This window comes from Winogradskyella sp. (genome assembly GCF_045105575.1).
Taxonomy (GTDB): Bacteria; Bacteroidota; Bacteroidia; order Flavobacteriales; family Flavobacteriaceae; genus Winogradskyella.
This window is the reverse complement of sequence record NZ_JBGCDQ010000022.1, coordinates 41916-54383: the sequence shown is the minus strand read 5'-3', so window position 1 is coordinate 54383 and position 12468 is coordinate 41916. Positions and strand designations below refer to the sequence as shown.

At 33.4% G+C, this 12468-nt stretch carries 13 protein-coding genes and 1 other RNA gene; 9 read left to right on the top strand and 5 right to left on the bottom strand.

Annotated features, from left to right (window positions below; genetic code table 11):
* Positions 1-15 precede the first annotated feature (15 nt).
* Together ssrS and rny are read left to right on the top strand one after the other, a co-directional pair.
* A non-coding RNA gene (ssrS, locus tag AB8B52_RS05300) (6S RNA) lies at positions 16-162 on the top strand.
* Between the two features lie 56 nt (positions 163-218).
* Entirely contained in the window at positions 219-1796 is a 1578-nt protein-coding gene (gene rny / locus AB8B52_RS05295; protein WP_406025951.1) for a ribonuclease Y, read from the top strand.
* Between the two features lie 46 nt (positions 1797-1842).
* Here rny and AB8B52_RS05290 read toward each other — a convergent pair whose 3' ends face one another.
* Positions 1843-3006, bottom strand: a complete 1164-nt coding sequence (locus tag AB8B52_RS05290; protein ID WP_406025949.1) for a PAS domain-containing protein — start codon at positions 3004-3006, stop codon at positions 1843-1845.
* A gap of 66 nt (positions 3007-3072) precedes the next feature.
* On the bottom strand, positions 3073-3981 hold the full coding sequence (xerA, locus tag AB8B52_RS05285) for a site-specific tyrosine recombinase/integron integrase (RefSeq protein WP_406025947.1): 909 nt from the start codon (positions 3979-3981) through the stop codon (positions 3073-3075).
* An 88-nt stretch (positions 3982-4069) separates the two neighbouring features.
* On the opposite strand from xerA, the gene AB8B52_RS05280 reads away from it, so the two are divergent.
* The 5 genes from AB8B52_RS05280 (at position 4070) to AB8B52_RS05260 (ending at position 6787) form a co-directional block, all read left to right on the top strand.
* Positions 4070-4426 carry a TM2 domain-containing protein gene (locus AB8B52_RS05280; RefSeq protein ID WP_406025945.1) on the top strand — a complete coding sequence of 119 codons (357 nt, stop codon included), beginning with the start codon at positions 4070-4072 and terminating at the stop codon, positions 4424-4426.
* Positions 4401-4742 carry a DUF2752 domain-containing protein gene (locus tag AB8B52_RS05275; protein ID WP_406025943.1) on the top strand — a complete coding sequence of 114 codons (342 nt, stop codon included), beginning with the start codon at positions 4401-4403 and terminating at the stop codon, positions 4740-4742. Before AB8B52_RS05280 ends, AB8B52_RS05275 begins: the two co-directional genes overlap by 26 nt.
* An 80-nt stretch (positions 4743-4822) precedes the next feature.
* Complete coding sequence (locus AB8B52_RS05270) at positions 4823-5692, top strand: hypothetical protein (protein WP_406025941.1); 870 nt, start codon at positions 4823-4825, stop codon at positions 5690-5692.
* A gap of 184 nt (positions 5693-5876) precedes the next feature.
* Complete coding sequence (gene aroQ, locus AB8B52_RS05265) at positions 5877-6305, top strand: type II 3-dehydroquinate dehydratase (RefSeq protein WP_406025939.1); 429 nt, start codon at positions 5877-5879, stop codon at positions 6303-6305.
* Between the two features lie 2 nt (positions 6306-6307).
* A complete protein-coding gene (locus AB8B52_RS05260; protein WP_406025937.1) occupies positions 6308-6787 on the top strand; it encodes a hypothetical protein in 480 nt (159 codons plus the stop codon).
* A 105-nt stretch (positions 6788-6892) separates the two neighbouring features.
* On the opposite strand, the gene lpdA is transcribed toward AB8B52_RS05260, so the two are convergent.
* From lpdA to msrB, 3 genes are all read right to left on the bottom strand, one after another.
* Positions 6893-8269, bottom strand: coding sequence for a dihydrolipoyl dehydrogenase (gene lpdA, locus AB8B52_RS05255; RefSeq protein ID WP_406025936.1), 1377 nt, complete (start codon positions 8267-8269; stop codon positions 6893-6895).
* 192 nt (positions 8270-8461) lie between these two features.
* Positions 8462-9013 (bottom strand): DUF1572 family protein, encoded by a 552-nt coding sequence (locus AB8B52_RS05250; protein WP_406025934.1) that lies wholly within the window; start codon positions 9011-9013, stop codon positions 8462-8464.
* A 191-nt stretch (positions 9014-9204) separates the two neighbouring features.
* Positions 9205-9690, bottom strand: a complete 486-nt coding sequence (gene msrB / locus AB8B52_RS05245; protein ID WP_406025932.1) for a peptide-methionine (R)-S-oxide reductase MsrB — start codon at positions 9688-9690, stop codon at positions 9205-9207.
* A 234-nt stretch (positions 9691-9924) separates the two neighbouring features.
* On the opposite strand from msrB, the gene glgA reads away from it, so the two are divergent.
* Entirely contained in the window at positions 9925-11136 is a 1212-nt protein-coding gene (gene glgA, locus AB8B52_RS05240) for a glycogen synthase (RefSeq protein ID WP_406025930.1), read from the top strand.
* Entirely contained in the window at positions 11133-12401 is a 1269-nt protein-coding gene (locus AB8B52_RS05235; RefSeq protein WP_406025928.1) for a glucose-1-phosphate adenylyltransferase, read from the top strand. The genes glgA and AB8B52_RS05235 overlap by 4 nt, the downstream gene beginning before the upstream one ends.
* Positions 12402-12468 lie beyond the last annotated feature (67 nt).

Sequence of the window (12468 nt, the reverse complement as noted above, 5' to 3'; positions counted from 1 at the left end):
TACATTTTTTGATAAACTCAACGATCAATTCTTTAAAAAGGGTGAGTTTAAGTTGTAAAATCGTGCTGTTAGTGCTTTATACTGAATTTATTTCAGTATCTAAAGTAGCTTAGACAGATTTTTGATCAGCTTGTTAGCCCTAAACTTGTTTTTAAGGAGTTTATACAAAACCGATAACTGATATAGGCTTTTTTTATACATTAAACTAAATCATAAAAATGGACACAAACACAATTATTTATATAGTTGGAGGAGTAGTATTAGGGATAATACTAGGATATATTATTGCTAAATCTCTAGAAAAAGGCAAAGCATCAAAATTAATAAACGAAGCGCAGCGCGAATCTAAATCGATTATTAAACAAGCAAAGTCAGATGGCGAGTCTATTAAAAAAGATAAAATGCTTCAGGCTAAAGAGAAGTTTATTGAGCTAAAAGCAGAACATGAAAAGGTGATTTTGTCTCGAGACAAAAAAATGGCAGAATCTGAGAAACGCACTAGAGATAAAGAATCTCAGGTATCGAGCGAACTTGCTAAGGCAAAAAAAACCAATCAGTCTTTAGAATCTAAAATAAAGGATTATGATTTCAGGTTAGAATTCCTCGAAAAGAAACAAGAGGAAGTTGAAAAGGCACACAAAAGCCAAATTAAACAATTAGAAGTTATTTCTTCATTATCTGCTGAAGAGGCTAAAGAGCAACTCGTAGAATCGCTTAAAGAAGAAGCGAAAACAGATGCTATGGGCTTTATTCAAAATCACGTTGAAGAAGCAAAATTAACAGCGCAACAAGAAGCTAAGAAAATTATTATTAATACCATTCAGCGTATCGGTACAGAAGAAGCTGTTGATAATTGTGTGTCTGTATTTAATATAGAATCCGATGATGTTAAAGGAAGAATTATTGGGCGAGAAGGTCGAAATATTAGAGCAATTGAAGCAGCAACTGGAGTAGAAATTATAGTTGATGATACACCAGAAGCTATTATTTTATCTTGTTTTGATTCTGTAAGACGGGAAATTGCGCGTTTATCTCTGCATAAATTAGTGACTGACGGAAGAATACATCCTGCAAGAATCGAAGAGATTGTAAAGAAGACAGAAAAACAAATTGAGCAAGAAATTATAGAAGTTGGTAAACGTACGGTTATCGATTTAGGTATACATGGTTTACATCCTGAACTCATTAAAATGGTTGGTCGTATGAAATACCGTTCGTCGTACGGACAAAACCTATTACAACACTCGCGTGAAGTCGCAAAGCTTTGTGGAGTAATGGCAGCAGAATTAGGTTTAAATCCTAAGTTGGCAAAACGTGCAGGTTTATTACACGATATTGGTAAAGTGCCATCGGCTGAAACTGATGTAGAAACTCCTCACGCTATTTTAGGAATGCAATGGGCAGAAAAACATGGCGAAAAACCAGAAGTATGTAATGCCATTGGTGCACACCACGATGAAATTGAAATGACCACATTGTTATCACCAATTATTCAAGTGTGTGATGCTATTTCTGGTGCAAGACCAGGTGCAAGACGCCAAGTTTTAGATTCTTACATACAACGTCTTAAGGATTTAGAAGATGTGGCTTTTGCTTTTACAGGTGTTAAGAAAGCTTATGCGATACAAGCTGGTAGAGAATTACGTGTTATTGTAGAAAGTGAGCGTGTTACAGACGAAAAGGCGGCAAGTTTGTCTTTTGAGATTTCACAGAAAATTCAGACGGATATGACGTATCCAGGACAAGTAAAAGTGACTGTGATAAGAGAAACAAGAGCGGTGAATATTGCAAAATAAACACCTCTAAACTGAGAATAAAATATAATGAGAAAAGCGCTCTAATTTAGAGTGCTTTTTGTTTTCTTAAAGTAACTGAAAATGCAGTGCCTTCGTTCAATTTGCTTTCTATTTGAATGATTCCATTTAAGCCTTCAACCTGTGTTTTAGCAATATAAAGCCCAATACCTCTGGAGTCTTTCCTATCTGTGCCATGAAAGGTTTGATACATTTCAAAAACCTGCTTACCATATGTATCTAAATCAATACCAATACCATTATCTGAAATTAAGATTTTCACGGTATCTTTAGTATGAATAGATTGTATAATGATTTGCGATTTTTTATTTGAATCCGAATATTTGATACCGTTAGAAATTAAATTGTAAAATATACTTTCGAGGTAAGCGGTGTTTGTCATTAAGATTTCATCTTTTCTCAATGCGTTATGAATGGTGACTTCGTATTTAGAACTTTCTATCTTTAAGCTCTCTATAACTTTATTACTGCAACTGTATAAATTAACACGTTCGTTAAGCTGATTGGTATGTGTTTTAGATTTTATGGTGACAATATCGTCAAGATCATCAATCGTAGTTGTTAATGAATTTGAAATAGACTGTAAATGCGCAATCATTTCTTTTTTTTCGGCTTCAGAATCACTTTCATCATAAAATTCTAAAATATTTTTAAAGTTGCCGATATGTGTTTTTAAATTATGAGAAACAATGTGCGTAAAACTGTATAATCTTTTATTCTGACTCGTTATAAGTTGCACATTGTTATTAAGTTGATGTTCCCTTTGTTTTAATTTAGTAATGTCGGTATGTGTGCCAATAATACGAGAAGGTTTGCCGTTTTCATCTCTTTCTATGACCTTTCCTTTGTGCAAAATCCATTTATAGTTTCCGTTTTTGCATAGAATGCGATACGAGTTTTCATAAAAATCGTTTTCACCTTTTAAATGCGATTTAAAGTCACTGTAATAAGATTCTTTGTCTTCAGTATGGACTTTGCTATTCCATGCCTCTGGTGTATTTTTTAATTCATCTTCTGCATAGCCAATAATCTGCTTAGACGCTTTAGAATAAAACACTTTGTTCGTTAAAATATTCCAATCCCAAACTCCTACATTAGAAATTTCTAAAGCCGTTTTATATTTCTGATCTTCAGAAATCAACTGAGAACGTTTTGACTTAGAGCTGGTTGGGATTAATTTAGAGAATTTCATGGCTTTTCAGTTTGTATTAAGACACTTGTTTTAGTCGTTTGTCACATTAAATATTGGACTGTTCGTCTATTTTCTAGGGTGAAATTGGTTTAAAACAGCACTCAAATGAGAACGATCAACATGCATATAAATTTCAGTCGTAGTAATACTTTCATGTCCAAGCATCATTTGTATGGCTCTAAGATCTGCGCCATTTTCTAGTAAATGTGTTGCAAATGAATGTCTAAAGGTATGTGGCGAGACAGATTTATCAATTCCAGCAGTCTTCACAAGATTTTTAATAATGGTAAAAATCATGGCACGCGTTAGTTGTCTACCCTTATAATTTAGAAATAAGATGTCTTTAGAATCTGGTTTTACGTCTATGTGGTTTCTAATCGTCTGCCAAATATTGATAAATTTTTGTGTTGTTGGTCCAATAGGCACAAAACGTTGTTTATTTCCTTTACCAGTTACTTTAATGAAGCCTTCTTCAAAAAATAGATCAGATATTTTTAATTCTATCAGTTCACTAACACGCAAGCCACAACTATAAAGGGTTTCTATGATGGCTCTATTACGTTCTCCAAGATTAATACCATTGTATTGATAATTAAGATCTATCGCTTTAATTAACAGATCAATATCCTCAACAGATAAAGTGTCTGGTAGTTTTCTTCCAATTCTTGGTGCTTCAATTAAATCTAAAGGATTAGTACTTCTGTAATTTTCAAAAACTAGATAATCAAAAAAATTACGAAGTCCAGAAATTAATCTCGCTTGCGATCTTGGATTAACCGCTTTTGAAACGCCATAAATGAATTCTTTAATACAATTATGGTCTATAGAAATAGGGGAGATATTAATCTCATTTTCTTCTAAATAAAGGGTCAGTTTTTTTATATCATAACCATAGTTGATTATCGAATTTTTTGATAAACCACGCTCAATAGATAAATAATTTTTATAGGAATTTAAAGCGTTTTTCCAGTTCATTTTGGGGTTTAAAAAAAAGTCAAATAAAGTTATAATCGTAAAGATAAATAACTATTTTTGTTTCTATATTAACTTAAACCATTATAATATGAAAATTAAATTATTTTTTATCCTTTTGTTTACAATCGGATCTTTGTCGATGTCTTATGCATCTTTTCCTGTAACTAGAGCTGCTGCTGATACTGAAGTTGTAGAAAACACTCAAGAAGAAGTGGTTTCTTTAGCGTTTGATGCTGCAAGTGGTAAGAGTCAAGTTATTGCTCTTGTATTAGTTGCACTTCTTGGTGGCTTAGGTATACACCGTTTTTACTTAGGGTATACATGGCAAGGTATTGTTCAATTATTAACTGCAGGTGGTTGTGGTGTTTGGGCAATAATCGATTTAGTACGAATTATTACTGGCGATTTACAGCCTAAGAATGGAAGCTACTCAAAAACACTCTAAATTGAGGCATCCTTTAGTACAAAAAATATTTTATGGGGGCATTGTTATTGCCCCCTTTTTTCTTTTACTATTGCCCATAGATTTTTTTGATACAGGACAAAGTATTTGTGTGTCAAAATTTTTAGCAAACATAGAATGCTATGCATGTGGTCTTACACGTGGTGTGATGCATTTTGTTCATTTCGATTTTTCTGGTGCTTGGGCTTTTAATAAGCTTACTTTCATTGTGGTACCATTATTGTTCTTATACTGGCTTAGAGCGTTATTTATTGTATTAAATAAAAAGGTTCCTGCATTTCTTGACAAAATTATGTAGTCAGATACAGTGTTAATTGAATTTGTAAGTCACTTCCTCTAAGTTATTATTATAAGTTTTATTCATCTTAATTTTTTTCAATGAGAATTTTATTTTTTAGTATTCTATTCGCAACTTCTTTTTTTACATTTTCTCAGAGCTCGAACGAATATGCTGGTTTACTCAAATTGAATGATACTACAGCAATAACATATAGAGTTGTATTTAAAGAAAGTAATGGTATGCTTTCTGGTTATTCAATTACAGATTTTGGTGGTGAACATGAAACTAAATCTAATATTAAAGGTACTTATGATGATAAATCTAACGAATTGTCGTTTTATGAAACAGGGATTGTTTACACCAAGTCGACCTTTATTTCTAATGACTTTTGTTTTGTGCATTTAGAACCTATAAAGTTTAAATTAGGTAAAACAAAATCTTTTAAAGGTAAGTTTTTAGGAAAATTTAGTGATGGTGTTAAATGTATAGATGGAGAGGTGTTTTTGAACGCTATTGAGCGTATTGAAAAGTTGGTGACTAAAGTGACTAAAAAACTAAATAATTCTAAGAAAGTTAGCGATAGCATAAAACGTGAGTTTAATAATTTAAAAATTATGGACTCTATTAATTTGAATGTCTTAAAAAGAAATCAAACGACCTCTGTTTTTACAAAATCGAATAAAGTGAACCTTATCATTTATGATGGTGGTAAAATAGACAACGATATTATAACCGTTTTAAAGGATGGAAAGATTATTTTATTGAAACATAAAATAACAGAAAAGAAAGAAATTTTAGAGATTGAATTAACGTCTAATAAAACTACTATTACTATAATTGCTGATTCTGTAGGTTCAATTGGCACAAATACGGCAGTAGTAGAATTTAAGGATGATGTTAATGATATAAAAACCCTAACCAATTTGAATAAGGGTGAAAAGACCATAATTGATATCTTGAAACGTTAGAAACGAATATGAAATCATAATTTAACATTAGGATACAGGAATAACCGAAGCAAGCGCTTCGGTTTTTTTTGCACTTAATTTAATATCTTTACGTTATAACATAAAACCAATATCATATTTTGTAATAACTCACATATTCGGTTTACAACAAGTGTGTGATATCAAAACCCATAATAGCGAATACATGAAGCAACTTATCATCATTAACGGCCCAAACCTTAATTTATTAGGTAAACGCGAACCAGAGATTTATGGTGACCAAACGTTTGAAGATTATTTAGAAAAGTTGACCGCGAAATTTCCAGATGTGACGCTATCTTATTATCAATCTAACATAGAAGGGGAGCTTATTAATAAAATTCAAGAGGTAGGATTTTCTTTTGATGGTATTATTCTTAATGCAGCGGCTTATACGCATACCTCTATTGGAATTGGTGATGCTGTGAAGGCTATTGAAACACCAGTTATAGAAGTGCATATTTCCAATACCTTTTCAAGGGAAGAGTTTAGACATCAATCTTATATATCTCCGAATTCTGAAGGGGTTATTTTAGGTTTTGGACTTCAAAGCTATGATTTAGCAATAGAGAGCTTTAGAAACCAAAACGAATAACTATGAAAAATAAATTTGCATTATTACTATTAGTTGTGTCGTTAGGGTTATTTCAACTCTCGGCTCAAACGGAATTTGGTGTTAAAGGAGGTATGAATTTTACTTTTTTTAAAGTGGTAGAAAATGATTTTGGTGCAAATCCTGAAACTGAAATAGGTTACTATGGAGGTATTTTTGTCGATTTTAAAATAGATAAAGGATTTCACTTTCAACCAGAATTACTCTATATCGGTTTAAATGATTTTCGATTTATAAACGCTCCGTTATATTTAAAATACGACGTTGACTATAATTTGCACATTCTTGTAGGACCTAGTATTAACTATTTTCCTGATTTTTTTAATGCTAAAATAAAGATTCGTGCCGATTTAAGTTTGGCTTACGATATTATTCCTGCCATAGATGTGCATATGAAATATACCATCGGTTTTGAAGAAATATCACCTAATGGTTTGTTTTTAGGTCTAGGTTATAAATTTTAGAAACAACCTATTGATTCTTAATCCAACACCATCAAAAAACAAAATGCGATTCAATAGTGAATCGCATTTTTTATAAATTTTCTTCTAGCTTCTAACTTCTAACGTCTAAAGATGTATCACTTCATCATAAGCATCAGCCACAGCTTCCATTACCGCTTCACTCATAGTTGGGTGCGGATGTACTGCTTTTAAAACTTCGTGTCCTGTGGTTTCTAACTTTCTACCTAAAACGGCTTCAGCAATCATATCCGTAACACCTGCACCAATCATGTGGCAACCTAACCATTCGCCATATTTAGCATCGAAGATCACTTTTACAAAACCATCTTTTGCGCCACTAGCACTTGCTTTTCCAGATGCAGAAAACGGGAATTTACCAATCTTTACATCTAAACCTTGATCTTTGGCTTGTTTTTCGGTTAAACCAACAGATGCAATTTCTGGAGAACAATACGTACAACCTGGAATATTTCCATAGTCTAAAGCTTCCACATGCTGACCTGCAATTTTTTCCACACAAAGAATCCCTTCGGCAGATGCAACGTGTGCTAATGCTTGTCCTGGCGTTACATCACCAATAGCATAATAACCAGGAATGTTAGTTTGGTAGAAATCGTTGACTAAAATTTTATCACGATCTACAGCAATACCAACATCTTCTAATCCGATGTTTTCTATATTCGATTTAATACCTACAGCAGATAAAACGATATCAGCTTCAAGAACTTCTTCTCCTTTCTTGGTTTTTACAGTTGCTTTTACGCCAGCTCCTGATGTATCAACAGAAGTTACTTCAGCAGAGGTCATAATTTTTATGCCAGATTTTTTAAAGCTACGTTCTAATTGCTTCGAAACATCATCATCTTCAACAGGCACAATTTTGTCTAAATATTCAACTATAGTGACGTCCGTTCCCATAGAATTGTAGAAATACGCAAATTCAACACCAATAGCTCCAGAACCTACAACGATCATTTTCTTTGGTTGCTTTTCTAAAGTCATGGCTTTTCTGTAACCAATCACTTTTTCACCATCTTGTGGTAAACTTGGTAATTCGCGAGAACGTGCACCAGTAGCAATAATAATATGGTCTGCAGAATATTCAGTACCATCGACATCTACTTTTTTACCAGTTTTTAGTTTTCCAAAACCTTCAATCACGTCGATTTTGTTCTTTTTCATTAAAAATTTTACACCATTACTCATACCATCAGCAACACCACGACTACGTTTTACAACGGCATCAAAATCGTGCTCAGCATTTTCAACTTTTAAACCGTAATCTTCGGCATGTTTCAGATATTCAAAAACTTGTGCGGATTTTAAAAGTGCTTTTGTTGGAATACAGCCCCAATTTAAGCACACACCACCAAGACTTTCCTTTTCTATAACTGCTGTTTTAAGTCCTAATTGCGAAGCTCTAATTGCAGTAACGTAGCCTCCAGGACCACTACCTAATACTATAATATCGTATTTACTCATGGGTTAGTATTTTGTTTGATTTTTTGAAGTTACAAAAGTAACAAATTCCAAAAAGAATCCCGATAACTATCGGGACCAAAATCCAAAACGTTTAAATCATTTCAGAATTTTTAAACAAAAACTGCTGAAATCGAGCATTTTAAATTTGAAATTAAATAAATCGAAGTCGGCATTTATGATTTGGAATGTTAACTAAAGATCATCCGTAAAATGTTTCCGGCTTTTATCTTGTTCAAATTTATGTTTATTGTATGTTTTTGACTGTCCTTTTGATATGGATAACGACTGCCAATCATTTCCTTTTATTAGCTTTCCTAGAAACACGATTTGACCAACATGATAAGCATAATGCATCATCTGTCGGTTGATGGCTTCGGTTACGGTATGACCTTGATTTCTAATATAGATAATTTGTTCTAAGTCATTTTGAGCTAACGGCTGAATGGCTTCAAACAAACAAGTCCACCCCTTATTCCAAGAGTTTAATACATCAGCTTTAGAGTAGAAATCATCAGTAAATTCGTCATCACGTTTTCGCCATGCTTTTTCACCATCTTCAGATAAAAAATTCGTCCAACGACTTAGCATATTTCCTGCAAGATGTTTTACAATAATAGCAATGGAATTAGAATCATCATTAAATGTTTTCTTTAACTCTTCAATCGTTAATAGCGATATGGTTTTATCACCCAACGATTTGTAGTATTCAAATTGTTTAATTGAGCTGGAAAGATAGGTGTTCATTGAGTCACGAGTATTTAGAACGCTGAAGAAACGAATCGCATGGATTATTGCATATAAAATGATTATTTAATCATAAATATCACTGTCATTTAACGTCTTTAAGTTTTAATTTCCACGATTTTTTTAGTCGTGTTATATAAGAAACAAACTTTTAGCAACGCTTTGGAATTTAGTTATTGCTAGTTGCAATTTTATTCTTTAGCAGGCACAAATTTTAAAGCCACACCATTAATACAATGACGTTTTCCGGTAGTTTCTCTAGGGCCATCGTTAAAGACATGTCCTAAGTGTCCACCACAAGTAGCGCAATGTTCTTCGTCTCTGGTATAACCAATTTTGGTGTCAGTACCATAGGCAACATTACCTTCAATTTCGCGATCAAAACTTGGCCAGCCAGTACCAGAATCAAATTTATGTTCGCTTTTAAAAAGTGGAGTATCGCAAGCGGCACAATGATAAACTCCTTTTTTGTAATTCTTATTTAGAGGGCTTGTGTGTGGTCGTTCAGTTCCTGCCTCTCGAAGCACATAATATTGTTTTTCGGTAAGTTGTGCTTTCCATTCTGCTTCAGTTTTTGTAACAGGAAATGTTTCTTTTTTAGTGTCCGCTTTTTTCTGTGCATTAGAATTGCAACTAAAAACAAAGGCAAGTGCAATAACAAGAATGGTGTTTTTCATGATTTCTTTTTTTGTAAAGTTAAGGATTAGATGTTTGCTTCAAATTATTTTAACGCTTCATTATAAAACGGCATTAAAAAATTACGAATCAGAATAATTGCTTTTGTCATAAAAATTTAATTACTTTTTAATTAAAATCTTTAATTAAAATCGTAAATTGAAAGTCTAAATTATCAGATTAGTAATACGCCTTATTCGTCGTTAACTAAACCAAAACCTTACAGACCAACCGCAATGAAAGCACTTTTTTTTACCCGAGAATTTCCGCCATACGTTTATGGAGGTGCAGGAGTACATGTAGAATATTTGGCAGCTGAACTGGCTAAATTAATGGAAGTAGAAGTGCGCGCATTTGGAGATCAGAATGTTGCATCAGAAAATTTAAGCGTGAAAGGCTTTCCATTTGATAATCCAGATTTTGATACTGCTGACAATAAATTAAAATCAGTTTTTAAAACTTTGAGCACTGGCTTGTTGATGAACTCAGATGTTATCGACGCAGACATTGTACATTGCCACACATGGTATTCGCATTTTGCTGGCATTATGGCAAAACTATGCTACGGAGTGCCATTGGTGGTGACCACACATTCACTAGAACCGTTACGACCTTGGAAACGTGAACAATTAGGAAGAGGTTACGATGCGTCCTCTTGGATTGAAAAAACAGCGATTGAAATGGCAGATTGTTTAATAGCTGTGTCAGAAGAAACCAAAGAAGATGTGTTAAAGCATTTTGATGTTGATGAAAGCAAAATTGAAGTCGTTTACAATGGTATCGATCTAAAAGAATATGTTGTTGTTGATGAAACCTCGGTTTTAGAGGCGCATGGTATTGATAAAAACAAACCTTACGTGTTGTTTGTTGGAAGAATTACACGCCAAAAAGGGATTATTCATTTAGTTAATGCCATTAAATACATAGACGAAGACACTCAGATTATACTTTGTGCAGGTGCACCAGACACACCAGAAATCGGTAAAGAAATGGAAGCTGCCGTAAAGGAAGCGTCAAAAACGAGAGATAATATCATTTGGATAGACCAAATGTTGCCGAAAAAAGATGTGATTCAGCTCTATTCTCATGCCGATGTATTTTGTTGTCCTTCTATATATGAACCTTTCGGAATTATAAATATTGAAGCCATGGCATGCGAAACAGCAGTTGTAGCAAGTGCCGTTGGTGGCATAAAAGAAGTGGTGGTTGAAGGTGAAACAGGATTGCTAATTCAACTCGAACAACAAAAATCAGCACCTTTTGAGCCTGTAAATCCAGATCAGTTTTCTCGCGATTTAGCCGAAGGTGTTAATAAAGTGATTAATGATAAAGCATTACAACATAAAATGGCAAAAAACGGTCGTGCACGCGTTGAAGAATTCTTCGATTGGACAGCTATAGCAAAACAAACACAAGACATATATAAATTTATAATTGATAAGACATGATAAACGATAAAGTGTTAAGCATAATTTTAGGAGGTGGTCAAGGTTCTAGATTATATCCTTTAACAGAAAATAGATCTAAGCCAGCCGTACCAATTGCAGGGAAATATCGATTGGTAGATATTCCGATTTCAAATTGTATCAATTCAGATATTAAGCGCATGTTTGTGTTGACGCAATTCAACTCGGCTTCACTTAATAAGCATATAAAAAACACGTATCACTTTAGTTTTTTTAGCTCAGCTTTTGTAGATGTTTTAGCAGCAGAGCAAACGATTCACAGTGGCGAATGGTTTCAAGGAACTGCTGATGCTGTTCGTCAGAGTATGCATCATTTTTTGGCTCACGATTTTGAATATGCTTTAATCCTATCTGGTGATCAGTTATATCAAATGGATTTTAATGAAATGATTGAAGCACATGAAAAAAGTGGTGCTGAAATTTCAATTGCAACCTATCCTGTTAATGCAAAAGATGCAACGTCTTTTGGAATTTTAAAGACGAATGATGACAATATCATAACCTCTTTTGTAGAAAAACCAGATGCGTCATTATTACCAGATTGGACATCCAATGTCAGTGATGACATGAAAAGTAATGGCAGACATTACTTGGCATCAATGGGTATTTACATCTTCAATAAAGAGTTGTTAGTAAAACTTATGGCAGTAGAAGGCACTGTAGATTTTGGTAAAGAAATTATTCCTGGAGCCATAGAAAAACATAAAACCTTAAGTTATCAATACGAAGGGTATTGGACAGATATCGGAAACATAGATTCGTTCTTTGAGGCAAATTTGGGCTTAACCGATGACATTCCTCAGTTTAATTTATATGATAATGATCAGCGCGTCTATACAAACGCAAGAGTTTTACCAACCTCTAAAATTTCTGGAACGTTACTTGATAAAACGGTTATTGCAGATGGTTGTATTATACATGCTGCTAAGATAGAACGTTCGGTGATTGGAATTCGATCGCGAATCGGAGCAGAATCTACCGTTATAAATTGTTACATGATGGGTAACGATCAATACGAATCTTTAGAAGATGTGCAACAGCATAAAGTGAGTACGTTTATGGGTATTGGCGAACGCTGTTTTATTAAAAACGCTATTCTCGATAAAAATTGTAGAATAGGAGACGACGTAAGAATCAATGGTGGAAAAAAGTTAAAAAATTTAGAAACAGATAGTTATCTTGTAAAAGACGGTATTGTGGTTGTGAAGAAAGATGCACATATTCCTTCAGGAACTATCATTCAATAATCGATTTCAAAATCTAAATTTATCAAATCAAAATGAAGCTAATTTTAGTAGCTTTGTTTATAGAGTA

Coding starts and splice junctions, on each gene's coding strand:
- AB8B52_RS05270 (WP_406025941.1), top strand. CDS start 4,823: ATGAGAATTTTATTTTTTAGTATTCTATTCGCAACTTCTTTTTTTACA.
- AB8B52_RS05260 (WP_406025937.1), top strand. CDS start 6,308: ATGAAAAATAAATTTGCATTATTACTATTAGTTGTGTCGTTAGGGTTA.
- AB8B52_RS05250 (WP_406025934.1), bottom strand. CDS start 9,013: ATGAACACCTATCTTTCCAGCTCAATTAAACAATTTGAATACTACAAA.
- AB8B52_RS05290 (WP_406025949.1), bottom strand. CDS start 3,006: ATGAAATTCTCTAAATTAATCCCAACCAGCTCTAAGTCAAAACGTTCT.
- AB8B52_RS05275 (WP_406025943.1), top strand. CDS start 4,401: ATGGAAGCTACTCAAAAACACTCTAAATTGAGGCATCCTTTAGTACAA.
- msrB (WP_406025932.1), bottom strand. CDS start 9,690: ATGAAAAACACCATTCTTGTTATTGCACTTGCCTTTGTTTTTAGTTGC.
- AB8B52_RS05235 (WP_406025928.1), top strand. CDS start 11,133: ATGATAAACGATAAAGTGTTAAGCATAATTTTAGGAGGTGGTCAAGGT.
- AB8B52_RS05280 (WP_406025945.1), top strand. CDS start 4,070: ATGAAAATTAAATTATTTTTTATCCTTTTGTTTACAATCGGATCTTTG.
- xerA (WP_406025947.1), bottom strand. CDS start 3,981: ATGAACTGGAAAAACGCTTTAAATTCCTATAAAAATTATTTATCTATT.
- glgA (WP_406025930.1), top strand. CDS start 9,925: ATGAAAGCACTTTTTTTTACCCGAGAATTTCCGCCATACGTTTATGGA.
- aroQ (WP_406025939.1), top strand. CDS start 5,877: ATGAAGCAACTTATCATCATTAACGGCCCAAACCTTAATTTATTAGGT.
- lpdA (WP_406025936.1), bottom strand. CDS start 8,269: ATGAGTAAATACGATATTATAGTATTAGGTAGTGGTCCTGGAGGCTAC.
- rny (WP_406025951.1), top strand. CDS start 219: ATGGACACAAACACAATTATTTATATAGTTGGAGGAGTAGTATTAGGG.